Below are 22,988 nucleotides of genomic sequence, written 5' to 3'. Positions count from 1 at the left end.
GCAGCTCCTACAAGGGGCGGTGTATACCTGTAGGAGCTGCCGCAGGCTGCGATCTTTTCAGGCGTTGCGGGATAACCTGGTCAAAATCCGGTCCAGCGCATTGGCAAACGCCTGCTTCTCACGCTCGCCAAAGGGTGCCGGGCCACCGCCCATTTGCCCCTGTTCGCGCAAATCAGTGAACAGGTTGCGAACCGCCAGCCGCTCGCCCATGTTCTGCGCATCAAACTCCTTGCCCCTCGGGTCAAGCGCTGCCACGCCCTTCTTCACCAGACGATCGGCCAGCGGCACATCGCTGCAGATCACCAACTCACCGGGTACGGCGTGTTCCACCAAGTAGTCATCGGCCGCATCCGGGCCGCTCGGCACCACGATCAGCTTGACCAGGGCCAGCCCCGGCTTGGTCTGCGGCTGCCCGGCCACCAGCACCACTTCGAACTGGCGCTTGAGGGCGAACTTCACCACCAGATCCTTGGCTGCCCGCGGACAGGCGTCGGCATCGATCCACACACGCATTGGTTTTTCCTCTGTTTAAAAGCATCGCCGGAACGCCGCCCGAGGCAAGCCACGCTCCCACAGGTTAACGCTAAACCTGTGGGAGCGTGGCTTGCCCGCGAAAGTGAGCGAAGCGAATGCCGTTTAAGAAACCTGCACCCGCTGCCTCTCAACCACCCGGCTACGACCGTACAACACGACAATCGCAATGATCGCCACAGCCTGGGCACTCAACGAATAGGCGTCGGCATGGATCCCCAGCCATTCAAAGTCAAAGAACGGTACCGGCCGCGTACCGAAGATCCCGGCTTCCTGCAGCGCTTTCACGCCATGCCCGGCAAACACCACCGACAAGGCGCACAAAAGGCCGGCATTGATGCTGAAGAACAGCGCCAGCGGCAGCTTCGCCGAACCGCGCAAAATTACCCAGGCCAGGCCTATCAGCAACACCAGCGCCGTGGCCCCACCGGCCAGCACCGCGTTGTGCCCCGCGGGCCCCGCCTGCAACCACAGGGTTTCGTAGAACAGAATCACTTCGAACAGCTCGCGATACACCGAGAAGAACGCCAGGGTTGCAAACCCGAAACGCCCGCCGCCGCCCACCAGGCTGGTCTTGATGTAATCCTGCCAGGCCGCCGCGTGACGACGGTCATGCATCCACACGCCCAGCCACAGCACCATGACGCTGGCAAACAACGCCGTCGCACCTTCCAGCAATTCGCGTTGTGAACCGCTGACATCAATCACATAGGCTGCCAGCGCCCAGGTGCCCAGCCCCGCCACTAACGCCAGGCCCCAACCGACGTTAACGCTGCGCACTGCCGCCTGTTGATCCGTGTTACGCAGGAAAGCAAGGATCGCCGCCAGCACCAGGATCGCTTCCAGACCTTCGCGCAGCAGAATCAGCAGACCGGAAATGTAACTCAGCGACCAGCTCAAACCCTCGTTGCCCAACAGGCCGGCCGATGCCTTCAACTTGTCCTTGGCCACTTCCAGGCGCTGCTCGACCTCGCTCACCGGCAGGCCATCCTGCAACGACTGACGGTAGGCCATCAGGGATTTTTCAGTGTCTTTACGCACGTTGGCGTCAATGTTATCCAGCGAACTCTCAACCAGCTCAAAGCCTTCCAGATACGCTGCTACCGATAAGTCATAAGCCTGATCATGCTCACCGGCACGATACGCCGCGATGCTTTTGTCCAGAGTGGCTGCAGTGTAGTCGAGCAGTTGCCCCGGGCCACGCTTGACCTGCGGCGGTTGCGCCCGCTGGGCACGGAAGGTCGCGGCGGCTTGCGGGCCTTCGACGGCCTGTACTTCGGCCGGGGTCTGACGAGCCAGGTCGGCGATGTTGTAGGTCTTTTCAGCCTTGACCGTCGCCGGGTCGACGCTGAAGCTGGCGATATAGGTGGCCAGGTCCCAACGCTGACGATCATCCAATTGATCGGCAAAGGCCGGCATGTCAGTCCCTTCGACGCCCAAGCCCAAGGTGCTGTAGATCGCGTAGAGGCTCAGGCGATCCAATCGTGTAGTGTCACGCAGATCAGAAGGCGGCGGCGTCATGCCGACACCTGCCGGGCCATCGCCGGCCCCTGCATCGCCATGGCAGACCGAGCAGTGCTGAGCATACAGCGGCGCGCCACGCGCCGGGTCCGGCGTAATCACCGGGGCCTGGCTGACTTCATAGGCCACGGCCAGCTTCGCGCCCAGTTGCCTGGCCTGGCGAGTGACCTCGGTACCCTCCTGCCGGGCGCCGATGGAATTTCCCAGCGCGGCCAGGCTTTGCTCCAGCGCAGCTTTTTCCGGCTTGGCCGGCATGGCTGTAATCAGACTTCCCAGCGTCTTGACCGATTCTTGCTGCGCGCGAAATCCGGCCTGGTCCGTGATGCTGCCCGCCTGCACCGTGTCCGGGTAATCGGTGCCGATGTAATCGAGCAAGTGCAACGCCTGCGGTGCACCCTCGGCGGGTGCGGCCAGCAGTTGAAAGCTGCACGCAGCCAACAGCGGCAGCAACAGCCAGGCCAGGAAACGTGGGGGGGCAATCATGAATGAATCTCAATTGGAAATACGAAGTTACATATTGTTAACGCCAGACGGGTTTCGCTCAAGCTTTGTTGATACTTCTTCGTAATTGCATTGGTTTCTGGAATTGCCCCCAAACGAAAAAGGCGACCTCCAGGGTCGCCTTCCTTGTAAGTCGCCGTTTTAAACGGCAGCCCTGCGCAACGTCGCCATGAACGCCGCCGCCCCGATGAACAGCCCGGCAAAGGTGCGGTTCATGCGTTTTTGCTGTTTCGGCGTTCGCAACATACGAAGCACTTTAGACGCCAGGCCGGTGTAGCCGGCCATGACAATCAGGTCGACGCAAACCATGGTCACGCCGATCACCAGATACTGAATCAGCAGCGGAGCATGGGGGTCGATGAACTGCGGCAGCACCGCCAGCATGAACACCAGCGCCTTCGGGTTGCTGATGTTCACCAGAAACCCACGGAACACCAGGGCCATCGGCTTGCCGATCTGGCGCAGGGCCGCGTCATCGCTCATATCGCTGGGCAGCGCACGCCATTGCTTGATCGCGAGGTAAACCAGATACGCCACGCCAAACCACTTGATGGCGTAGAAGGCCGTGGCCGAAGCCGTGAGAATGGCGCCGACACCGGCACCGACGATGGCGATCTGCAAAGCCAGGCCCAGTTGCAGGCCCAGGGCGTTCCAGTAGCCGCGCCAGAAACCGTATTGCAGGCCGCTGGACATCGACGCAATGGCGCCGGCACCGGGAGACAGGCTGATGACCCAGCAGGCGGCAAAAAACGCCAGCCATGTTTGAAGCTCCATTGCACACCTCGACTCAGATTCGTGACAGACGTCTAAGCTAATGCGGCTTTGGGCCAATGACTACCGATTTTTTGTAGGACATGGCGACTGCCGACTTGCTCGCGATCGCGGTGTATCAGGCAGCAGAAGCCTTACTTCTCAAACCCGCTGGAAGGAAACACATCCGTCCCGCGCCAGCGCCGTACCGAACGCTGGAAGAACAAACTGTTGGGCACCTGCACCATCGCGCTGCCGGTGCCGAGCTCTTCGGCCTCGACCAGCGTGGTGTAAAGAAGATTGATCGCCACCACCCGGCCTTTGACGCCGGGCTTGTCGGTGGTGTCCACCAACTCGACCACGTCACCGATGCGAAACGGGCCGACGGTGAAGATCAGGATCGCGCACAGCAGGTTCGACAACACGCTCCACATGGCGAAAAACGCCACCGCCGCGACCGCGACGAAACCAGACAACGCGGTCCAGAGCACCGTAGCCGAGACACCGAGTCGCTCCAGGACGAAAATCAGCGCACTACCCATGATCAGCCAGCGCAGACCACCGCGCAGCGGCATCAGCAACTGCGGCGGAAACGGATAGCGCTCACCGAGACGGGTCAGGCATTTGGCGACGAAACGCTGGGCGATGTAGCCGGCCAGAAGGATCAGCAGGATTTGCACCCCAAGCCAGATCGGCTCGGCCCACACCGCCGGTAGCGGCATCTTGAAGGCGTCCATCAGGACAGTGCCTCCAGCTCCGCCTGCATGCTTTCCAGCAATTCCAGGGCTTCCATCCACGCTTCTTCCAGCTCTGCCTCACGCACCTTCAGCCTGGCCTGTTCGGCCAACAGGTCACGCAATTCGTTCTTGCGCGCCGGCTCGTAGATGTCACTGTCGCCGAGGCTGGCATCGATCTTCGCCAGCTTTTCGTGGAGCTTGCCGAGTTCGGCTTCGAGCTTGTCAGCCTCGCGCTTGTGCGGCGCCAGTTGCTGACGCAACGCAGCAGCGGCCTGACGCTGGGCTTTCTTGTCGGTCTTGTCCGGGTTGACCGGCGTGTTGCTGACCGGGGCGTTGCGCTGGCGATACTCCACCAGCCAGCGGGTGTAGTCCTCCAGGTCGCCGTCGAACTCCTCGACCTTGCCGTCCGCCACCAGATAGAAATTGTCGGTGGTGCTTTTGAGCAAGTGGCGATCGTGAGAAACCACCAATACCGCACCACTGAACTCTTGCAGGGCCATGGTCAACGCCAGGCGCATTTCCAGGTCCAGATGGTTGGTCGGTTCGTCGAGCAGCAACAGGTTCGGTCGGTCCCAGGCAATCAAGGCCAACGCCAGGCGGGCTTTCTCGCCACCGGAAAAATTCAGTACCGGCTCGTCGATTCGCGCGCCACGGAAGTCGAAACCACCGAGGAAGTCGCGCAGGGTCTGTTCGCGCTCGGTTGGTGCCAGGCGCTGCAGGTGCAGCAACGGGCTGGCCTTGGAGTCCAGAGAATCGAGTTGATGCTGGGCGAAGTAACCGACCACGGTGTTCTCGCCACGGGTCAAGCGGCCGGCCAGAGGCGAAAGCTCACCGGCAAGGTTCTTGATCAGGGTCGACTTACCGGCACCGTTCGGGCCGAGCAGACCGATTCGCGCACCCGGGGTCAGTTGCAGCTTGACCTTCTCCAGCACGGCTTTGTCGCCGTAACCCAAGCGGGCATCGGACAGGTCGATCAGCGGGCTGGAAATCTTCTGCGATTCACGAAAGACAAAGTCGAACGGCGAATCGACATGGGCAGCGGTCAGCTCTTCCATCCGCTCCAGTGCCTTGATCCGGCTCTGGGCCTGACGGGCCTTGGTGGCCTGGGCCTTGAAGCGGGCGATGTAGCTTTCCATGTGCGCACGTTGCACCTGCTGCTTCTCGTACGCCTGCTGTTGCTGGGCCAGGCGTTCGGCACGGGCGCGCTCGAAGGCGCTGTAGCCACCGCGGTACAGGGTGATCTTGCGCTGATCGACGTGGGCTATGTGGTCGACCACGGCATCGAGGAAATCCCGGTCGTGGGAAATCAGCATCAAGGTGCCGGGATAACTCTTGAGCCACTCTTCGAGCCAGATGATGGCGTCGAGGTCGAGGTGGTTGGTCGGTTCGTCGAGCAGCAGCAGGTCCGACGGGCACATCAAGGCCTGCGCCAGGTTCAGGCGCATCCGCCAGCCACCGGAGAAATCCCCGACCTGGCGATCCATCTGCTCGTTGGTGAACCCGAGGCCGGCCAGCAACTTGCGCGCCCGGGCGTCGGCGGTGTAACCGTCGGCGCTGTCGAGCTCCGAGTGCAGGCGGGCCTGTGCGGCACCGTCATGGGCCGCTTCGGCTGCCGCCAGGTCGCGTTGCACCTGGCGCAGGCGCAGGTCGCCATCGAGCACGTAGTCGACCGCCAGGCGCTCGAGGGGGTCGACCTCCTGGCGCATGTGGGCGATACGCCAGTCGGCCGGCAGGAAGCAATCACCCGAGTCCGGGTGCAGTTCGCCCCGAAGCAAGGCGAACAGGCTCGATTTGCCGGCGCCGTTGGCACCGATGAGGCCGGCTTTCTGGCCGGCGTGCAGGGTCAGCTCGGCGTCTTCTAGCAGACGTTGCGGGCCACGCTGTAAAGTCAGGTTCTGAAGTCGAATCATAATGGCGGCGGAGTCTACCAGCTTCGCTCGCAACTGGCGCGAGTAGCACTATGTCCTCTGACCTGTGGAGCTTTTCCCTGAACACTTACGCTCGACCGGGTATTGAGCAGGCATGCCTGCAATTGCAGTCGGCGGGTATCAACGTGTGTCTGTTGCTGTGTGCTGCCTGGTTGGGACAGCGAGGCGTGGCCTGCGATGAGCAGCGCTTGCAACAACTGCGAAGTGTGGCCGTTCCTTGGGACGCCGATGTCGTGCGGCCGTTACGCGCCTTGCGCACACACTGGAAGGCCGCTGCCACGGCAGACGCCGATTTGCACAACCTGCGTGAACAAGTGAAGGCACTGGAGCTGGAAGCCGAGCGGCATCTGTTGTTGCGGCTCGAGAGAGCAGCGCAGAGTTGGCCGCAAGATGCCGAGACCGATCTATCGGCCTGGCTGGAAGGTGCGGCGGCGGGTGCCGCCCACCTGCACCGCGACGCGCTGCATCAGCTGCGCGTCGCGGTAACCGGCACTTAGGAAGCGCTGGTTGGGGTGGTTGCTGCGATCGATGCGGCGGCCGGCGTTGGCGCTGGCGTGGCTGTCGAGGTGGCTGCTGCTAAAGCAGACGTTGCTGCCGGAGCCGGGTTGGCTGGCTTGGCAACCGGTGCGGTGGCTGGCTTGGCGGCAACCGGCTTTTTCACTGCAGGTTTGGCCGCTGGTTTTGCAGCGGGTTTTGCCGCAGCAGGTTTGGCGGCAACTGGCTTGGCAGCGGCCGGCTTGGCGGCGACTGCTGGTTTCGCTGCAGCTGGTTTGGCGGCTGGTTTGGCAGCCGCTTTTACAGCAGGTTTGGCAGCCGCTTTTACAGCAGGTTTGGCAGCGGGCTTGGCTGCTGGTTTTGCAGCGACGGGTTTGGCCGCCGGCTTGGCAGCAGGTTTCGCCGCAGCGGTCCGGGCAGCTGGTTTAGCGGCCGGTTTTGCAGCTGCTTTGGCTACTGGTTTTGCAGCCGGTTTAGCTGCTGGTTTAGCTGCTGGTTTTGCAGCGGCGGTTTTAGCTACGGCTGGTTTGCCAGCACCGGTTCTTGCAGCGGCAGATCGTGCGGCGGCTGGTTTGGCAGCCGTGGTTTTAGCCGCAGGTTTTGCAGCGCTGGCAGCAGCCGGTTTTCTCGCAGCCGGTTTGGCCGCGGCAGTTTTAGCGACTGGCTTGGCAGCTGCAGGTTTTGCAGCAGCAGGCTTGGCCGGTGCTTTTGCAGCAGCCGGTTTGGCAGCGGCTTTCTTCGCAGGTGCCGCAGCAGGCTTGGCCGCACGCAGGGACAACACCTTGCCGACAGCCTCTTGTACACGACCGACGCCCTGGGCCAGTTTCAGGCTTTCCTGAGCATCGCGCTTGAGTTGCAGAATGTAGCCGCGGGTTTCCGATTGACGATCCTTGAGGGCATCGAGCAGTTCCTCAAGATCGGCCACTGCGCCCTTGGCCTTGGCTTGCGCCTTGGCTTTTCCGGCTGCCGCAGCGTCCTGCAATTTAGTACGGGACTTGTGCAGTTTTTCTTGCGCTTTTCCGCGCTGCTTTTCCAGTTTGGCGAGCAACTTTTCAGCATCAGCCAAGGCTTCGGAACAAGCGGTTTCCAGATGCTCGAGCAGGCTGCTCGAGAGTTGTTGGAGCAAGTGCAACGGAGTGTTTACTGGCTTCTTGGTGGCCGACATGGTTTACCTCCTGGCTGAAGTGAGTGCGGCTCATACTAGACCTCTGCAGCAACCGCCGCTAGGGCATGTTGACACTATCGAAAGCGCTGTGTTGCAAAGGTTTGAAAAACTTCTGCCTCGGCGCAAAAGCAGTTCACCGTTGCGCATATTCTCGCTGGCATAATCGCCCGCAATTCAGGTCGGAGAGAGCTCATGTCGCGCTACCTTTTTTTATCGCTGTGTGTGTTTTTTTCGGTGGCCCAGGCCGCCGAAAAAACGCAGGAAAATGAAGCCCACGATCTCGCTTACAGCCTGGGCGCAAGCCTTGGCGAACGCTTGCGCCAGGAGGCTCCCGACCTGCAGCTCCAGGCACTGGTCGAAGGATTGCAGCAGGCCTATCAGGGCAAGCGGCTAGCGCTGAAGGACGAGCAGATCCAGCAGATACTGAACGAGCATGAAGCCCGGATCGCCATGCAGTCAGACGAGCCGCAAAGCGAAATGGCACTGGAAAAAGAACAGCGATTTCTCGCCACGGAAAAAGCCAGACCCGGCGTGCGCGAACTGGCCGATGGCGTGTTGCTGACCGAGTTGACGCCAGGCACTGGCGCCAAGCCCGGACCGAACGGCAAGGTGCAGGTGCTGTACATCGGTCGCTTGCCCGACGGTACGGTGTTCGATCAGAGCAGTCAGCCACAATGGTTCAGTCTCGACAGCGTGATCGCCGGATGGCGCAGCGCGCTGCAGAACATGCCGGTTGGGGCGAAATGGCGACTGGTGATTCCATCGGCTCAAGCCTATGGCGCCGACGGTGCCGGCGACGTGATTGCTCCGTTCACTCCACTGGTGTTCGAAGTTGAATTGCGCGGAGCCACCAGCTGACAACGCAAACAGAAAACGGCGTGCCTTGGCACGCCGTTTCGGGATCTTGCAGGGAAGTGTTTCAGGCCTGAACCGAATCAGTTTCCTTGTGGGCGGTATGCAGCACTTCGATCAGGCAGTCTTCCAGTTCAAAGCGCTCATGCAACAGTCCGCCGAGTGTCTTGAACTCTTCGGCAACACACTTTCCTGCATCACACAGGTCATTGAAGGCGAGCAGCTTTTCGGTGATGACGTCGATACGCGGATAGATCGTCTCGGCGAGCTCCAGGCCACGCTGGTCGTTGAAGGCCTTGGCCTCCCCCGTCAGCTGCTCGTAGATCTCGAAATGCCCGGCCGATACATAATCGACAAGCACGCCGCAGAATTCCTGCAAGGGCTTGCGGTTCTCACCCAGCGCCTCAGGCTTTGCGCCGAGAGCGTCATAGGCCCCGATCAGTTCGTGTCGTTCCTGCAACCAGCGATCAATCAGCAGGTGCACTCCGCCCCAGCGTTCCTGAGCATTCTGACAACTTTCGAGCATGGTGATCTCTCTTCCCTTGTGGGTCAGCTGCTCTATGCCCGCTCGCCTCTTGTAACATCGGTGGGCGGTCAGGCAGAGCGTCATCGAGCAACATAATTCCAATGACACGTGCGGGCCAGATTATGCCCGCGCGACACTGGCTTCAAGGTACGCAGGCGATAAAGTTCATACAAGTGTTTAATCGCCCGCAAAGGCCCGGTGCGACGACTCGCCGCTGAGTGGTCGCTGATAGCCGCTCCAGACCAGTCGCAGCGACTGGTAAATGGCCAGAATCATCATCGCGACGAAGAACAGCAGGCTCCACTCAGTGAGACTCAGATCGAACAGCGTCCAGGAAATTTCCACACAATCGGCAGCGCCCTTGAACATTTGCTGTACGACCGATAGCCACGGCGAGTTGGACAACAGGTCCGCCAGATGCGTCGAGCACACTGCGACCTGTTCCGCCGGCAGGGTTTGCAGCAGGACTTGTCGCCATGCCGTGACAGTGCCGGCCAGGCTGCAACAAAGACTGAGCAACCAATACAGAACGTTTCCGATGCGACCGGGGCCATGGACCGAAGCCATCAGGCAGACGCCGGTAAGGAGCGCCAGGCAAAACCGCTGCACAAGACACAAGCCACAAGGTCGCAGGCCGACTGCATATTCCAGGTAGTAGGAAACGCCCATCGCCAGGGCACCCGCAATGAAAGCCATGAAAAACAAGGAGCGTGAGCAGGCCAAAGACATGGCTTTTCCGTAAAAGTAGTGACAGACCATTACGGTAGAGGAAAGCGCGACAGCCTTTCAAGGCAAGTGCCCACAGAGACTTCAGCACAGGAGTAGGGAAATCCCGACGCAGGCGAGAGGATAAAATGTAGCCCGCTGTAGGACTTTTCCTGCGACGAAATTTGGCGACTGAATTTCAACTGATCATCGTACTGCGGCGAGGGCGATTGCTCCCTCGCCACAGGTCATCGCTCAGGCGCCGGAGCCCGGCGCCAACGAATGGCTCAAGCGCGGACCGGCGCTGGCAGAGGGGCCGCGAGCAAGCGCTCATCCAACAACCCCAGGCCTTCCTGAAACAGCTGGTTGCTACGCTCGGCATCGCCCATTTGCGCCAGCAAGCGTGCCAGCTCGGCACAGGCTTCCGGATTGCGTTGTACACGCAGGCTGCTTTCCAGATAGTCCCGGGCCTTGCCCCACAAACTGTTTTGCAGGCATAGACGCCCCAGAGTCAGCAGCAGGCCCGGATCAGCCGGATGGTCCTTGAGCCAGCCTTCGGCGGCCTGCAACTGGCGGACCGGATCATTGCCGCGAACCAGTCCGTAGAGTCGTGCCAGATGACTGTCGTAGCTGCGCTTGAGCGCAGTGCGCAGCACTTCTTCGGCCTCGACCTGAGCCCCCAGTTGCCGCAGCTGTTCGGCATACGCGAGCACCAGTTGCGGCTCCTGACGCTGTGCCGAAGTCAGTTGCTGCCAGGCACGTTCCAGCGATTGCTTCCCCACAGTTCCGTCTGCTTCCCGTTGCGCCGCCAGGGACAGGTTCGCCCCCCAGGCCCGACGCTCCAGCTCGGCGAGTTCGGCAGCCGGCAGGATTTTGTCCTTGCGCAGTTCCGGCAACAGGCGAATCACTGCCGACCAGTCACCACGCTGCGCAAGCAGGCGCTGCAACTGACGCAGGGTCTGTGCGTTATGAGGATGGCGTTCACGCATGGCTTGCAGGGTGGCGAGGGCGCCTTCGGTATCACCGCGGTCGGTCTGCAACTGGGCGTGGCTCAAGGCAATCGCCAACTCGGCCTGAGGCTGACGCTCCAGGGCGCGCTCCAGCAAGTTGTCGCTTTCTTCGTAATTACCCAGTTCGTTCGCGGCACGGGCAGCGCCGAGGTAGTAAAGCAGCGGCTGGCGCTCGGCTTCGGCAGCCCGATACAAGTGCCGTTGCGCGTTGGCCCAGCGTCCCTCGGCCAGGTCCAGCTGACCGTGTTCGATCGCCACCTGCACCCGACGGCTGCGGTTGCGCCGCGACCACGGATTGACCACGCCACTGGAAGCCATCACCAGTTCGACCAGCGACTTGATGCCCCAGATCACCAGCCAGAGCACAGCCACCAGCGCCAAGGTAGCCCACAGGCTCGACTCGTAACGGAAGGTCTTGTAGGCAATCAGCACATAGCCGGAGTGTTCGGCAATCGCCAACCCGAGCGCAGCGGTAGCAGCGATCACGAAGAACACGATCACATAGAGGCGTCTCATGGCGTGGCCTCCGGCGCGGCGTTCGCGGCAGGCCTGGCCAGTGGCTTGACCGAATCTTCAGCGTTGACGTTGCGCCGCTCCAGATACCCCTGCACCGCGCTCAGGGTGCCGGTCATGTCCGGAGTGACGACGGTGACAGGTTGCTTGCTCAACTCGGCGACCTGCTCAAGCATGACTTTGCTTTGCGCGTTGTCCGGGTTGAAGTTGCCCTTGAGGATGTCCCGCGCCTCGTCCAGCACCTGGGAGTAAACCGCCGCCTGGCCATTGAGTGCGGCCCACTGCGCCTGCTCCAGCGCCAGGCTCAGGGCCAGGCGTACCTGACTCAGGCTCTGGCCGGCCAACAGTGGGCGAACGTTTTTGTCAGCATTGAAATCGATGCGGATGTAGCGCGAAATCTGATCCCACCATTGCGCCCAGCGACTGGCACCGTCGCCATCGGCAGTCAGGCCCAGTAACGAATCACCTCGGTCCTTGTACTCCGGTGCCAGCTCGGTGAGGCTGGCCACTTGATCACGCAGCGCGCCAAGACGCAGGAACAGCCCGGTGCGATCCGGTTGTTCGGTGCTGCGCAAGGCGATCAGGGTCTTGGCCACCTGCTCGCGAGCGGCAAAGGAGCCCGGGTCGTTTTGCTCGCGCAGTATCTCGTCGGCACCCTGAACCAGTGCCTGGGCACTGCTGATGTCCTGCAACGCGGACAGTCGCAGGCTGGCCAGACGTAGCAGGTGCTCGGCCTCGGCCAGACGCCAGTCCTTGCGGCTGGCGCCGAGAACGGTTTCCAGCCGTTGGTTCAACCGCTGCTGATCACCTTGCAGCTGAATCACCAGGCGACTGCGTGCTTCCAGCTCATCGGCGGGAGGCAATTGCGCCAGGCGTGCGCTCAGGCGCTCTTCGTTGAGCTTGAGGCTTTGCGCCTGGTCATTCAGCGCCTGCACCTGGCTCAGTTGCTGCTGATTATTGGCCTGCAGGTGACGCACCTGCCAGACACCCCAACCGCCCACGGCTACACCGGCTGCGCCCAACAGCAGCGCGATGATGGCCAGACCATTGCCTCGACGCTGCTCGGCAGCAGGTGGCGGCGGCGACACTTCATCAACAGGAGCATCAACAGGTGCATCAAGCACCGGTCGCGAGTCATCTTTAGGCAAGGCTGTTTCGCTCACGTATCCATCCTTTGCATCAGAAAACGGGTACGGGATGCTCCCGCAACGCCGTCAGCAAGGCCGCGGCACTGGCGCCGCGACAATCCACAACTGTTTTGGCCCCGGCGGCACGCGCCATCTCGGCAACCCTGGGGCTCGGTACAAACAACGGCAACCGCGCCAACTGCGGCCAGGCATCGCCGGCCAATTGGTGCAGGTGCTCAAAACCTTGTCCACTGCTGACCACCAACCCGTTCAGGCGTTCCGCCTGGATCCGTTGCGGCAGCAGTGTCGGCGGATAAATCGGCACCCCCCGGCGGTACAACTCCAGATACTCGACACTAGCACCAAGCTCACGCAAACGCTCAGCCAGCAACTCGCGCCCGCCCTCCCCGCGCAGGATCAGCACTCGCGCATCGGGTTGTGCGATAGCCTCGCGCAGACGGGAAAGTTCGAGCAAGGCTTCACTGTCATCGCCTTCTGCCGGGAAGCTCACGTCCAGCCCGTGATCCTCGAGGATCCGCGCAGTCGCCGCGCCGACGCTGAACCACTTCACACCGGGCGGTGTTGGCCAATACCGCTCGAGCAGTTCGACGCCGATCCGGGCTGCCGGCTTGCTGACCACGATGACGGCGCAGAACTGATCCAGCGCCTGAATCACCTGGCGCATTGTGTCATTGGTCGCAATGGGCATGATGTCCAAAAGCGGCAGGCTGTTACTGAATATCCCCTGCTCGGCCAAAAGGCTGCTCAGCGCCGCCGCTTCTTCGGCGGGACGCGTCAGCAGCAAGCGCCAGCCGATCACTCGTGACCAGCCTCGCCATAGACCGCCTTGAGGATGGCGCCGGCACCCTGGCTGAGCAGGTCTTCGGCGACTCGCACACCCAGCGCCTCGGCATCGTCGCGAGGAGCCCGGGCCTGTGCGCTGAGCAGCAGGCCACCGGCCGGATCGCCCACCAGCCCGCGCAACCAGACTTGCTCGCCCTCCAGCACGGCGTAGCAGGCGATCGGCACCTGGCAGCCACCATTGAGGTGCTTGTTGAGGGCTCGTTCAGCGGTCACGCGAGTGGCGGTATCCTGGTGATGCAGGGGTGTCAACAACGCATGGATTTCACTGTCGCCGCTGCGGCATTCGATACCCACCGCGCCCTGGCCACCGGCCGGAAGGCTGTCGTCGACGCTGATGGCCGAGCTGATGCGATCTTCGAATCCCAGGCGGATCAGGCCGGCGGCGGCGAGGATGATGGCGTCGTATTCGCCGGCATCGAGCTTGGCCAGGCGAGTGTTGACGTTGCCGCGCAGGAAACGGATTTCCAGGTCCGGGCGGCGGGTCAGCAATTGAGCCTGGCGACGCAAGCTGGAGGTGCCGACGATGCTGCCTTGGGGCAACTCATCCAGACGGGTGTAGGTGTTGGAAACGAAGGCATCGCGCGGGTCTTCCCGCTCGCAGATGCAGAACAGGCCGAGGCCTTCGGGGAAGTCCATCGGCACGTCCTTCATCGAGTGCACGGCGATGTCGGCTTCATTTTCCAGCAGCGCGGTTTCGAGCTCCTTGACGAACAGGCCTTTGCCGCCGATTTTCGACAGCGGTGAGTCAAGCAGCTTGTCACCACGGCTGACCATGGGGACGAGGGTCACCAGCAGGCCCGGATGAGCCGCTTCAAGACGGGCTTTGACGTATTCGGCCTGCCAAAGGGCGAGAGCGCTTTTGCGGGTGGCGATGCGGATCTGGCGAGAGGACATGGATCAATCCGTACTGAATAGATACGGCGGATAATAACAGCTCAGCCAAATCCACTTTGACTTGTATCAGATACTACTCGGCCTCCCTGGCCCCGGATGTCCGGCAATCGGGTGTAAAATTGGCCTGCGAACAGCTGTTTAAAGCTGTTGCATCATTTTGCGTACCCCAGCCACATGACGACGGCTGACGATCAGCGCATCACCGTTGAGGCCTTTCAGGAATAGCTGAAAATGTCCCAAGGGTGTGCGTTGCAATCGCTCGATACGCTCACGGGCGACCAGTGCATTGCGATGGATACGCACGAAACGGTCACCGAATTCATCTTCGAGGGCCTTGAGCGGCTCATCGAGCAGCACTTCGCCGCTTTCGTGGCGCAAGGTCACGTATTTGTGGTCGGCAATGAAATACACCACCTGATCCAGCGGAATCAGCTCGATCCCCTTACGGGTTCGGGCGCTGATATGGCTGCGCGGGCCGTTGCCGCTTTCGGCGGCAGGGCGGGTCAGGGCGGCGAGCTGGGCACGATTGGGGCGCTCGGCTCTCTTTAATGCGTCATGTAATTGTTCAGTTCTCACAGGTTTCACCAGATAGCCTACGGCGCTGGCCTGTAAGGCTTCCACGGCAAATTCATCGGGCCCGGCGCAGAACACCACGGCGGGCGGAGTTTCGCGTTCGCATAACCGAGCAGCCACTTGCAGGCCATCCAGGCCGGGCATGCGGATATCGAGCAGCACGATATCCGGCTTGTGGCTGTCGATCAGTGCCAACGCCTCTTCGCCATTCGTGGCACTAGGCTCCAGGACACTGTATCCCTCGAGTTCGCCAACCATGCGGCTCAGGCGCTCTCGGGCCAAGGGTTCGTCATCAACGATCAGGACATTCATATTGCGCTGGATTCCTGCGTGAGTCTCGCACAAGGATAGCGTAGACAGGTGAAGTGACATCCGTCACCGCGATCCACGCTAAGACTAGCGCGAGCGCCAAAAAGTGCCGTTGGTCCGGCGGCTAAATTTTCATCTGCCGGGCGATTGGCGGCCCAGGCCCGCGTTGGCGATGCATCGCCACAGGGTTTGCTGATACGCAATATGAACACCCCACTCTTCTTATAGCCAGCGGCTGCACCGAGAAGTGCGCTGATCCTACTGTCCAACTGTAGACGGTTGCCGGGACGATATTGCTCAATTGGAAAATATCGTTCTGCAAAAATACGCGGATATTGCCCGGGCCCGGGCTCTCGCCCCCCAAAAAAACGTATCGACCAGTGTCAGCGACAGGATTGGCAACCCTGTTATTATCCGCGCCAGCGTTCCACGCCTTCTTACTTCAAGCCGATACGAGCGAATTCATGAGCACTGACAAGACCAATCAGTCCTGGGGCGGCCGCTTCAGTGAACCCGTCGACGCCTTCGTCGCCCGCTTCACCGCCTCCGTCACCTTCGACCAGCGCCTGTATCGCCACGACATCATGGGCTCGATCGCCCACGCCACCATGCTGGCCAAGGTCGGCGTGCTGACCGATGCCGAGCGCGACAGCATCATCGATGGCCTGAACACCATCCAGGGTGAAATCGAGGCCGGTCAGTTCGACTGGCGCATCGACCTCGAAGACGTTCACATGAACATCGAGGCACGCCTGACCGACCGCATCGGCGTGACCGGTAAAAAGTTGCACACCGGCCGCAGCCGTAACGATCAGGTCGCCACCGACATCCGTCTGTGGCTGCGTGACGAGATCGACCTGATCCTGGCCGAAATCACCCGCCTGCAAAAAGGCCTGCTGGAGCAGGCCGAGCGCGAAGCCGCCAGCATCATGCCGGGGTTCACCCACCTGCAGACCGCACAGCCGGTGACGTTCGGGCATCACATGCTGGCCTGGTTCGAAATGCTCAGCCGCGACTATGAACGCCTGGTCGACTGCCGCAAACGCACCAACCGCATGCCATTGGGCAGCGCGGCGCTGGCCGGCACCACCTATCCGATCGATCGTGAATACACCGCCCAACTCCTGGGTTTCGACGCGGTTGGCGGCAATTCGCTGGACAACGTCTCCGATCGTGATTTCGCCATCGAATTCTGCTCGGCGGCCAGTATCGCGATGATGCACCTGTCGCGCTTCTCCGAAGAGCTGGTGCTGTGGACCAGCGCGCAGTTCCAGTTTATCGATTTGCCCGACCGTTTCTGCACCGGCAGCTCGATCATGCCGCAAAAGAAAAACCCGGACGTGCCGGAGCTCGTGCGTGGCAAGACCGGTCGCGTGTTCGGCGCACTGATGGGCCTGCTGACCCTGATGAAAGGCCAGCCCCTGGCCTACAACAAGGACAACCAGGAAGACAAGGAACCGCTGTTCGACGCCGCCGACACCCTGCGCGACTCGCTGCGGGCCTTTGCCGACATGGTGCCGGCGATCAAGCCAAAGCACGCGATGATGCGCGAAGCAGCCCTGCGCGGTTTCTCCACCGCCACCGACCTGGCCGACTACCTGGTGCGTCGCGGCCTGCCATTCCGTGATTGCCACGAAATCGTTGGCCATGCCGTGAAGTACGGCGTGGACAGCGGCAAGGACCTGGCGGAAATGAGCCTGGAAGAACTGCGCAAGTTCAGCGACCAGATCGATCAGGACGTGTTCGCCGTGCTGACCCTGGAAGGCTCGGTCAATGCCCGTAACCACATCGGCGGCACCGCGCCGGCGCAGGTGAAGGCTGCCGTGGCTCGTGGTCAGGCGCTGCTCGCCAGCCGCTAAATCGCCAAAAACTTCGCGAGCAGGCTCGCCCCCATACTGGATAGTGTTCGCACATCCAATCCTGTGGGAGCGAGCCGGCTCCGGGCGGCGTTCCGACGATGCCTGACTTCAAAACCCCACAGAACTACTTCTTGGCAGCGATCATCGCCATGAACGCTGGCATCGCCGCCTCCCGGTCCGCCGCAATTCGCTGAACGTTGGGGTTCTGTCCCAGACGTTCCAGCAACGCCCTGGCCGCCGGCATTTCTGCCAGCAGATCAATCCCGAACACCTTCTGCCCGACCGCACTGGCCAATGACACGCTGTACTGGAAGTACAGATCGGCAATGCTCAAGCTTTCTCCAGCCACATAAGGGGCGAATTTGCCGTGCCTGGCAAGGGAGGCAAACCCCAGTAGCAACTCAGCCTTGCTCTTTTCCTTGATCGCCTCCGACACCGTCATGCCAAAAAATGCTTCCGGGAAGCAGGCACGCGCCGGCAGTTCGATGTACAGCTCGATTTCCTTGGCTAACGCCAGCACCTGCGCGCGCTCGAACGGCTCATTCGGCAGCAGTGGCTTGCCCTTTTGGGCTTGTTCGATGTACTCGAGAATCACGCTGGTTTCGTTGATGTAGCCCTGCTCGACACCCAGCACCGGGACCTTGCCCCGCGGGCTGATCGCCAATGACTCCGGGGTCTGGGTCGGGACGAACATGACCTCCTCGAATGGCAGGCCTTTTTCCAGCAACGCCAGTTTGACCATGTTGTAGTAGTTGCTGACACAAAATCCATAAAGTTTAAACATCACATAGCCTCCAGGCCGTGCGGGGTGGGCAGTGCCTGTTTATAGAACGCTGCCGGGATTCTTGCCAGCAGCATCACGCCGCTGAATGCGGGTAAACTGGCCGCCTTTCCCTTAGGAGCCTGCCATGAGCGAGCCAACCGATATCGACAACGACGAAGAAGAGTTCGCCGAAAGCACCCTGATCCAGGCCATCGAAAACCAGATCGAAAGCGACAACCCGCCGGCTGCCAAGGCGACGTTCAACAAGCTGACACTGGTGGGTTACGAACGCGAAGAAATTCTCAACCTGATGGCTCACGTTTTGGCGGTAGAAATCGACGCGATCCTCGAAGAAGACCGCGCGTTCAACACCGAATGGTACGAAGCTGCCCTGCGCGCCTTGCCTGAGTTGCCGCCGGAAAAGCAGTAAGCATCGAAATCGATTCTTGTGGCGAGGGAGCTTGCTTCCGCTGGGTCGCGAAGCGGCCCCAAAAGCTTTGCGACTGCTTCGCAGCCGAGCGGGACGGTGCGGCGATCCGACAAGCTCCCTCGCCACAGGAAAGCAAGCTACACACATTTTGTTGCCAATCCTGCCTGCCGTCTCCCGACACCTGACTACACTGGAAACACCCCGCTGCCCCACCATCCGCCGGGGGAAGGCTACCCGAGGCAAAAAACCCTGTCGCGAGCACTGGACATGCCGCGCAAGTGGGATCACCTTAGGGGCGCTGTCGTCCAATTCCTAGAAAGTCTGGAGTCCTTATGTCGCTTACCCCTGAGTTGGTTGCCGAACTGGAAGTCCTCGCACTCTTCAACCTGGACAGTTCCCAGGAAGGTCTGAAAATTCATCAGACCGCTGCCCCGAAACACATTGCCGCCGCCAAACGCCTCTTTGAAAAAGAACTGACCGACCAACCTGACGGCGGTTACCTGACCAGCCTGGGTCGTGACGCCGCGCAAAATGTGCAATCCGTGCTGACCATTCTTAACGCCGAAGTAACAGCCTGAATTCTGCCGCATCGCCCACGGAGACCCCGACCCAGGGATTTCCGCGGGCACATTCCCCTGATGCCTGCCCCCAATCGTTAGAAATCTGACGCCAGAAAAACAAAATCAGCTTAAAAGTCCTCGCCCCAAGGCGCTAAACTGCCCCACATCCGAAGAGCCCCACGTCCGAGCCCTGCGAGCCGGTTTGAGCTGACATGACGCGCACCCACGAAATCCGCCCTGATCTGGACGAGGGAATCGATCGCAAGGTTCTCAGCCAGCTGCGCGCACGCTTTCTGAAACTCAACGAAGGACGCATGGCTCGCGCCATGGAAGGGTTGTCGACCCGCCAGCAAGGGGTCCTGACCTTGCTGCCGCTGTTTTTCCACGTTAATCATCCGCTGTTGCCCGGCTATGTTTCGGGCGGTACGCCGGCCGGGCTGTCGAATTTCGAACCGGATGCCAATGTCCTCGCTGAAGCCCAGCGCCTGACCCGCTCGTTTTCCTATAAGCCGCGCCACGGCAGCAACCCGCCAAGACCAATTCATGGTCTGTTCCTGATGGGCAGCCTCGGCACCCTGGCGCAGGCTGACCAGAGCGACATGGATGTGTGGGTCTGCCATGGGCCGGACCTGAGCGAAAACGAACTCGTCGAGCTGCGCAAGAAATGCCAGTTGCTGGAAGCCTGGGCCGCCAGCCAGGGCGCCGAAGCGCATTTTTTCTTGATCGATCCGAGCCGTTTCGTCCGCGGTGAGCGTGATACCCAACTGAGCTCGGAGGATTGCGGCACTACCCAGCACTACCTGTTGCTGGACGAGTTTTACCGCACCGCGATCTGGCTCGCCGGGCGCACACCGATCTGGTGGCTGGTGCCGGTCTACGAAGAGTCGAGCTACGACCGCTACACCCATGCCTTGATCTCCAAACGCTTCATCCGTGCCGATGAAACCCTCGACCTCGGCAACCTGGCCTACATCCCTCCCGGCGAATTTATCGGTGCCGGGCTCTGGCAGCTGTTCAAGGGCATCGAGTCGCCCTACAAGTCGGTTCTCAAGCTGCTGCTGACTGAGGTTTATGCCAGTGAACACCCCAGGGTCCATTGCCTGAGCCTGCGCTTCAAGCAGGCGGTGTTCGCCAACCGGCTCGACCTCGACGAGCTGGATCCATACGTCGTGGTGTACCGGCGCATCGAGGAATACCTGATTGCCCGCAACGAACCGGAACGCCTGGAACTGGTGCGTCGCGCGTTGTACCTGAAGGTCAATCGCAAACTCACCGGCAACAGCCGCACCCAGAGCTGGCAGCGCTCTTTGCTCGAGCGCCTGGCCCATGAATGGCACTGGGACCAGCGCCAACTCACCCTGCTCGACAGCCGCAGCCAGTGGAAAGTCCGCCAGGTCGGCTCCGAGCGGCGGGCACTGGTCAACGAGCTGAACTACAGCTACCGCTTCCTCACCCAGTTTGCCCGTCACGAACAAACGGTCAGCCGTATCAACAAACGCGACCTGAGCGTCCTCGGCCGTCGCCTGTATGCCGCTTTCGAGCGCAAGGCCGGCAAAGTCGAATTCATCAACCCTGGCATCGCCCCGGATCTGGCTGAAGACACCCTGACGCTGGTGCACGCACCGAACAAGAAAGAACCGGGGCAAAGCCAGTGGGGCTTGTACAACGGCAGCCTGACGGCACTGGAGTGGGAACATTTCGCGCCGATCAAACGCAGCCGTCACCTGCTCGAACTGCTGACCTGGTGCCACCGCAATGGCGTGATCGACAGCAGCACCCGCCTGGCCTTGCACCCCGGCACCAGCGACTTGAGTGAATTCGAACTGTTCAATCTGCTTGGCAGCCTGCAACAGACCATCGCCCTGCCCTTGCCCACCGTCGCCGAGGAACCTCTGTTGCGCGCAAGCGTACCGAGTGAAGTGCTGATCCTGGTGAATGTCGGCATCGATCCGCTCAAGCACCATCGCGACCTGAACATCCTCATGACCACCGAACGCACCGACTCCCTGAGCTACGCCGGTGTCCGGGAAAATCTGGTGCTGACCCTGGACCAGGTCACGCTCAATAGCTGGAACGAAGTCCTGGTCGGTCGCTACGACGGTCCCCACGCCCTGCTCGACTGCATCCGCGACTACCTCAACAACCTGCCAACCGGATCACAACAGCCGAAGCTGAGGGTGCGCTGCTTCTGCCATAACCGCGCGCAGTTCATTGCCCAACGGGTCGAGGAAATCCTCGATACCGCGCAGAACCTGCTGCTGAGCCGGCTCAATCATCGCTACCTGATCCAGGTCCAGCAGCACTACCACGTGCTGGAGTTGGTGCCAGGCCAGGTCCAGCACATAGCACTGGCCACTCTGCCGGCACTGATCGATTACCTGGGCAAGGAAATGGCTAGCTACAGTCCGTTGCACCTCGATCCGAAGGCACTGGAAGACCACGACCTCGCGCTGTTCCTGCCAACGGGCCAGCCGGACTGCATTCAAGTGTTCTACCGGGTCAATGAAGATCAGGCTGATCTGTACGTGCTCGATGAGTTCAACGCCCTGTGGCAGCAACGCCTGCCCTGGCACGATGAGCAAAGCCTGCTGGTGCCGCTGCAGCGTTTCCTGCAATCGATCCAGTACCGTCGCGATGCCCTGTTGCCGATGGACGCGGCCCACCCCTTGAACCTCGACACCCTGTATTGCCAGCTGCTGCCGTCAGGCCCTGGCCGGGCGCGCCGCATCGAAGCCCGGCCGGCACCGCAGACGCCGGTGAACAAGCCGTTCTACGACGTGCAGGCGATCGTCGGCAAAGCCGCACCGGGTCAGGTGCAGGTGACGTTGTATTGCAATCAACGGGAGTTTTCCGAGCTGGAACATGGCGACCAGTTGTTCCGCGTGGTCGCCCGGGAAATCGTCGGGCAGCGCCGGGAAACCGAACGCTACCGCTGCTACATCACCGATCTCGACCTGTCAGGCCTGCTGGGCGAAGGGCAGAGTTCCACCCATCTGTACCTGCGCTACAAGGCAGACCTGGAGCACGCGTTGAACGAGGCGCTCGATCAGGCCTGAGGGGTCTCACTCCGGGAACGCGCCGCCATTGGCCGGCTGCGATTCGACTTCCAGCAACGTCAGCTTCAGGGTCTTGCCGCCCGGAGCCGGCCAATCGATGTGCTGGCCAACCTTCAGGCCCAGCAACGCGCTGCCCACGGGCGCCAGGATCGAGACCTTGCCTTCGTCGGCATTTGCATCCTTGGGGTACACCAGGGTCAGGTGGTAGTCCTTGCCACTGCCTTCTTCGCGGCAATGCACTCGGGAATTCATGGTCACGACATCCGCCGGCACTTCATCGTGGCCGACCAGGGTATCGGCGCGATCCAGTTCGGTTTGCAGCGCAATAACGCCCGGCAGCGTGTCGTCCAGGCTGTCGATCAGACGCTCCAGACGCTGTACGTCCAGACGGGTAAGGGTGATGGAAGGTGCGGTCATGATCTGGGCAGACTCCTTTCTTCTGCACGAAAAAAGCAAAACCCCGCCAGAAAAAGGCGGGGTTTTCATCAGCCTCGATGGGTTGAGGCGTTTCTGGACACTATCACAGCTCAAAAAATATACAAGCCGCCACACGGCGGCGTAGGAGCTGCCGCAGGCTGCGATCTCTTGATCTTGTTCTTCGGCAATCTTCAGCGCTGCCAAAAGATCGCAGCCTTCGGCAGCTCCTACAGAGCGCCAGCCTTGCGATTCGAGGCCTGCACGCAAATCACCCGCCGACGTTCGTCATCGGCCGAACGCCATTCGCGGATGTCTTCGACGTGACGGAAGCAGCCCAGGCAGACTTTCTGCTCGTCCAGCCGGCACACACCGCTGCAGGGCGATGGCACCGCCGGACTGACGTTACTGTAGAGCGGCTTGGGAGCACGAACAGGCGCAGGCTGGGTCACGATCTCACAGGCCTTCGAAATCGAGCTCGACACCGGCCTGCTGCTGGACGATACGCTCAAGCATTTCACCCAACTGCTCTTCGCTCTTGTCGCACATCCAGCGCTCGCTTTCTTCGTCATAGTCGAAGTGAAAACCACCGGAAACCGCCGCCAGCCACAGCTGACGCAGCGGCTCCTGGCGACTGAAGATCAACTGGCTGCCGTTCTCGAACTTGACGGTCAGCACACCGGCCGAGCTTTCGAGGTCGATATCCAGGTCGCTCTCGTCAAAGATGTCCTCCAGGGTTTGCTGGGTGGCATCGACAAGATCATGGAAACGCGCTTCGGACAAACTCATTACGGCAACCTCAAAAAGTGTCTGATCAGGCTCAAGCGCCGCAAGATACGACCGAGCCCCGTCGATTGCAAAGGATAACGACCAGTTGCCCTACCCGTGGGTTCGATGTGCTTGCG

At 61.1% G+C, this 22,988-nt stretch carries 23 protein-coding genes; 6 read left to right on the top strand and 17 right to left on the bottom strand.

Annotated elements, in window-relative coordinates; all coding sequences use genetic code 11:
- Positions 1-57 precede the first annotated feature (57 nt).
- The 5 genes from ACM6IT_RS07935 to ACM6IT_RS07915 all read right to left on the bottom strand — a co-directional run bounded on the left by ACM6IT_RS07935 (position 58) and on the right by ACM6IT_RS07915 (position 5,950).
- Positions 58-513 carry a YaiI/YqxD family protein gene (locus ACM6IT_RS07935; RefSeq protein ID WP_056726376.1) on the bottom strand — a complete coding sequence of 152 codons (456 nt, stop codon included), beginning with the start codon at positions 511-513 and terminating at the stop codon, positions 58-60.
- A 123-nt stretch (positions 514-636) separates the two neighbouring features.
- Positions 637-2,535 (bottom strand): FTR1 family protein, encoded by a 1,899-nt coding sequence (locus ACM6IT_RS07930; RefSeq protein WP_414917784.1) that lies wholly within the window; start codon positions 2,533-2,535, stop codon positions 637-639.
- 159 nt (positions 2,536-2,694) lie between these two features.
- A complete protein-coding gene (gene rhtB / locus ACM6IT_RS07925) occupies positions 2,695-3,327 on the bottom strand; it encodes a homoserine/homoserine lactone efflux protein (RefSeq protein ID WP_056726374.1) in 633 nt (210 codons plus the stop codon).
- 131 nt (positions 3,328-3,458) lie between these two features.
- A complete protein-coding gene (locus ACM6IT_RS07920) occupies positions 3,459-4,040 on the bottom strand; it encodes a mechanosensitive ion channel family protein (protein ID WP_056726373.1) in 582 nt (193 codons plus the stop codon).
- Positions 4,040-5,950: an ATP-binding cassette domain-containing protein gene (locus tag ACM6IT_RS07915; protein WP_414917783.1), complete on the bottom strand. Its 1,911-nt coding sequence runs from the start codon at positions 5,948-5,950 to the stop codon at positions 4,040-4,042. Before ACM6IT_RS07915 ends, ACM6IT_RS07920 begins: the two co-directional genes overlap by 1 nt.
- 50 nt (positions 5,951-6,000) lie before the next feature.
- On the opposite strand from ACM6IT_RS07915, the gene ACM6IT_RS07910 reads away from it, so the two are divergent.
- Positions 6,001-6,465, top strand: a complete 465-nt coding sequence (locus ACM6IT_RS07910) for a TIGR02444 family protein (protein ID WP_056726371.1) — start codon at positions 6,001-6,003, stop codon at positions 6,463-6,465.
- Here the strand turns inward: ACM6IT_RS07910 and ACM6IT_RS07905 are convergent.
- Positions 6,462-7,628 (bottom strand): AlgP family protein, encoded by a 1,167-nt coding sequence (locus tag ACM6IT_RS07905; RefSeq protein WP_414917782.1) that lies wholly within the window; start codon positions 7,626-7,628, stop codon positions 6,462-6,464. The two genes, ACM6IT_RS07910 and ACM6IT_RS07905, sit on opposite strands and share 4 nt — an antisense overlap.
- Positions 7,629-7,820: 192 nt before the next feature.
- Between ACM6IT_RS07905 and ACM6IT_RS07900 the strand changes: the two genes are divergently transcribed.
- On the top strand, positions 7,821-8,486 hold the full coding sequence (locus ACM6IT_RS07900) for an FKBP-type peptidyl-prolyl cis-trans isomerase (protein WP_414917781.1): 666 nt from the start codon (positions 7,821-7,823) through the stop codon (positions 8,484-8,486).
- Between the two features lie 61 nt (positions 8,487-8,547).
- On the opposite strand, the gene rsd is transcribed toward ACM6IT_RS07900, so the two are convergent.
- The 7 genes from rsd to ACM6IT_RS07865 form a co-directional block, all read right to left on the bottom strand.
- Positions 8,548-9,006 carry a sigma D regulator gene (gene rsd, locus ACM6IT_RS07895; RefSeq protein WP_223455405.1) on the bottom strand — a complete coding sequence of 153 codons (459 nt, stop codon included), beginning with the start codon at positions 9,004-9,006 and terminating at the stop codon, positions 8,548-8,550.
- A 177-nt stretch (positions 9,007-9,183) separates the two neighbouring features.
- Positions 9,184-9,735 carry a disulfide bond formation protein B gene (locus ACM6IT_RS07890; RefSeq protein WP_409078185.1) on the bottom strand — a complete coding sequence of 184 codons (552 nt, stop codon included), beginning with the start codon at positions 9,733-9,735 and terminating at the stop codon, positions 9,184-9,186.
- 263 nt (positions 9,736-9,998) lie between these two features.
- Entirely contained in the window at positions 9,999-11,237 is a 1,239-nt protein-coding gene (locus tag ACM6IT_RS07885; RefSeq protein ID WP_056726365.1) for a heme biosynthesis protein HemY, read from the bottom strand.
- On the bottom strand, positions 11,234-12,397 hold the full coding sequence (locus ACM6IT_RS07880) for a uroporphyrinogen-III C-methyltransferase (protein ID WP_056726364.1): 1,164 nt from the start codon (positions 12,395-12,397) through the stop codon (positions 11,234-11,236). The genes ACM6IT_RS07885 and ACM6IT_RS07880 overlap by 4 nt, the downstream gene beginning before the upstream one ends.
- A 16-nt stretch (positions 12,398-12,413) precedes the next feature.
- Positions 12,414-13,181, bottom strand: coding sequence for a uroporphyrinogen-III synthase (locus ACM6IT_RS07875; RefSeq protein WP_414917780.1), 768 nt, complete (start codon positions 13,179-13,181; stop codon positions 12,414-12,416).
- Positions 13,178-14,119, bottom strand: a complete 942-nt coding sequence (gene hemC, locus ACM6IT_RS07870; RefSeq protein ID WP_409078186.1) for a hydroxymethylbilane synthase — start codon at positions 14,117-14,119, stop codon at positions 13,178-13,180. The genes ACM6IT_RS07875 and hemC overlap by 4 nt, the downstream gene beginning before the upstream one ends.
- Positions 14,120-14,257: 138 nt before the next feature.
- Positions 14,258-15,004, bottom strand: a complete 747-nt coding sequence (locus ACM6IT_RS07865; RefSeq protein WP_008048635.1) for a LytR/AlgR family response regulator transcription factor — start codon at positions 15,002-15,004, stop codon at positions 14,258-14,260.
- A 461-nt stretch (positions 15,005-15,465) separates the two neighbouring features.
- On the opposite strand from ACM6IT_RS07865, the gene argH reads away from it, so the two are divergent.
- Positions 15,466-16,860, top strand: a complete 1,395-nt coding sequence (gene argH, locus ACM6IT_RS07860) for an argininosuccinate lyase (protein ID WP_008001478.1) — start codon at positions 15,466-15,468, stop codon at positions 16,858-16,860.
- 124 nt (positions 16,861-16,984) lie between these two features.
- Here argH and ACM6IT_RS07855 read toward each other — a convergent pair whose 3' ends face one another.
- On the bottom strand, positions 16,985-17,644 hold the full coding sequence (locus ACM6IT_RS07855; RefSeq protein WP_056726361.1) for a glutathione S-transferase: 660 nt from the start codon (positions 17,642-17,644) through the stop codon (positions 16,985-16,987).
- A 124-nt stretch (positions 17,645-17,768) separates the two neighbouring features.
- On the opposite strand from ACM6IT_RS07855, the gene ACM6IT_RS07850 reads away from it, so the two are divergent.
- From ACM6IT_RS07850 to ACM6IT_RS07840, 3 genes are all read left to right on the top strand, one after another.
- Positions 17,769-18,053, top strand: a complete 285-nt coding sequence (locus tag ACM6IT_RS07850; RefSeq protein WP_046039010.1) for a hypothetical protein — start codon at positions 17,769-17,771, stop codon at positions 18,051-18,053.
- A 332-nt stretch (positions 18,054-18,385) separates the two neighbouring features.
- Positions 18,386-18,631: a TIGR02647 family protein gene (locus ACM6IT_RS07845; RefSeq protein WP_007980796.1), complete on the top strand. Its 246-nt coding sequence runs from the start codon at positions 18,386-18,388 to the stop codon at positions 18,629-18,631.
- A 194-nt stretch (positions 18,632-18,825) separates the two neighbouring features.
- Entirely contained in the window at positions 18,826-21,669 is a 2,844-nt protein-coding gene (locus tag ACM6IT_RS07840) for a class I adenylate cyclase (protein WP_414917779.1), read from the top strand.
- Positions 21,670-21,675: 6 nt separating this feature from the next.
- Here ACM6IT_RS07840 and rnk read toward each other — a convergent pair whose 3' ends face one another.
- The 3 genes from rnk to cyaY form a co-directional block, all read right to left on the bottom strand.
- Complete coding sequence (rnk, locus tag ACM6IT_RS07835; protein WP_008050852.1) at positions 21,676-22,086, bottom strand: nucleoside diphosphate kinase regulator; 411 nt, start codon at positions 22,084-22,086, stop codon at positions 21,676-21,678.
- Between the two features lie 227 nt (positions 22,087-22,313).
- On the bottom strand, positions 22,314-22,535 hold the full coding sequence (locus ACM6IT_RS07830) for a DUF1289 domain-containing protein (RefSeq protein WP_056726673.1): 222 nt from the start codon (positions 22,533-22,535) through the stop codon (positions 22,314-22,316).
- 4 nt (positions 22,536-22,539) lie between these two features.
- On the bottom strand, positions 22,540-22,872 hold the full coding sequence (gene cyaY, locus ACM6IT_RS07825; RefSeq protein WP_008050853.1) for an iron donor protein CyaY: 333 nt from the start codon (positions 22,870-22,872) through the stop codon (positions 22,540-22,542).
- Positions 22,873-22,988 lie beyond the last annotated feature (116 nt).

Origin of the sequence: Pseudomonas sp. IT-P4 (assembly GCF_949767755.1) — a bacterium.
GTDB lineage: Bacteria > Pseudomonadota > Gammaproteobacteria > Pseudomonadales > Pseudomonadaceae > Aquipseudomonas > Aquipseudomonas monachiensis.
This window is presented reverse-complemented; position numbering and strand designations above follow the sequence as displayed.

What these genes read in the sequence shown, in the direction of transcription:
- ACM6IT_RS07935 (WP_056726376.1), bottom strand. Translation starts at nt 513, where the DNA reads ATGCGTGTGTGGATCGATGCCGACGCCTGTCCGCGGGCAGCCAAGGAT.
- ACM6IT_RS07930 (WP_414917784.1), bottom strand. Translation starts at nt 2,535, where the DNA reads ATGATTGCCCCCCCACGTTTCCTGGCCTGGCTGTTGCTGCCGCTGTTG.
- rhtB (WP_056726374.1), bottom strand. Translation starts at nt 3,327, where the DNA reads ATGGAGCTTCAAACATGGCTGGCGTTTTTTGCCGCCTGCTGGGTCATC.
- ACM6IT_RS07920 (WP_056726373.1), bottom strand. Translation starts at nt 4,040, where the DNA reads ATGGACGCCTTCAAGATGCCGCTACCGGCGGTGTGGGCCGAGCCGATC.
- ACM6IT_RS07915 (WP_414917783.1), bottom strand. Translation starts at nt 5,950, where the DNA reads ATGATTCGACTTCAGAACCTGACTTTACAGCGTGGCCCGCAACGTCTG.
- ACM6IT_RS07910 (WP_056726371.1), top strand. Translation starts at nt 6,001, where the DNA reads ATGTCCTCTGACCTGTGGAGCTTTTCCCTGAACACTTACGCTCGACCG.
- ACM6IT_RS07905 (WP_414917782.1), bottom strand. Translation starts at nt 7,628, where the DNA reads ATGTCGGCCACCAAGAAGCCAGTAAACACTCCGTTGCACTTGCTCCAA.
- ACM6IT_RS07900 (WP_414917781.1), top strand. Translation starts at nt 7,821, where the DNA reads ATGTCGCGCTACCTTTTTTTATCGCTGTGTGTGTTTTTTTCGGTGGCC.
- rsd (WP_223455405.1), bottom strand. Translation starts at nt 9,006, where the DNA reads ATGCTCGAAAGTTGTCAGAATGCTCAGGAACGCTGGGGCGGAGTGCAC.
- ACM6IT_RS07890 (WP_409078185.1), bottom strand. Translation starts at nt 9,735, where the DNA reads ATGTCTTTGGCCTGCTCACGCTCCTTGTTTTTCATGGCTTTCATTGCG.
- ACM6IT_RS07885 (WP_056726365.1), bottom strand. Translation starts at nt 11,237, where the DNA reads ATGAGACGCCTCTATGTGATCGTGTTCTTCGTGATCGCTGCTACCGCT.
- hemC (WP_409078186.1), bottom strand. Translation starts at nt 14,119, where the DNA reads ATGTCCTCTCGCCAGATCCGCATCGCCACCCGCAAAAGCGCTCTCGCC.
- ACM6IT_RS07865 (WP_008048635.1), bottom strand. Translation starts at nt 15,004, where the DNA reads ATGAATGTCCTGATCGTTGATGACGAACCCTTGGCCCGAGAGCGCCTG.
- argH (WP_008001478.1), top strand. Translation starts at nt 15,466, where the DNA reads ATGAGCACTGACAAGACCAATCAGTCCTGGGGCGGCCGCTTCAGTGAA.
- ACM6IT_RS07855 (WP_056726361.1), bottom strand. Translation starts at nt 17,644, where the DNA reads ATGTTTAAACTTTATGGATTTTGTGTCAGCAACTACTACAACATGGTC.
- ACM6IT_RS07850 (WP_046039010.1), top strand. Translation starts at nt 17,769, where the DNA reads ATGAGCGAGCCAACCGATATCGACAACGACGAAGAAGAGTTCGCCGAA.
- ACM6IT_RS07845 (WP_007980796.1), top strand. Translation starts at nt 18,386, where the DNA reads ATGTCGCTTACCCCTGAGTTGGTTGCCGAACTGGAAGTCCTCGCACTC.
- ACM6IT_RS07840 (WP_414917779.1), top strand. Translation starts at nt 18,826, where the DNA reads ATGACGCGCACCCACGAAATCCGCCCTGATCTGGACGAGGGAATCGAT.
- rnk (WP_008050852.1), bottom strand. Translation starts at nt 22,086, where the DNA reads ATGACCGCACCTTCCATCACCCTTACCCGTCTGGACGTACAGCGTCTG.
- cyaY (WP_008050853.1), bottom strand. Translation starts at nt 22,872, where the DNA reads ATGAGTTTGTCCGAAGCGCGTTTCCATGATCTTGTCGATGCCACCCAG.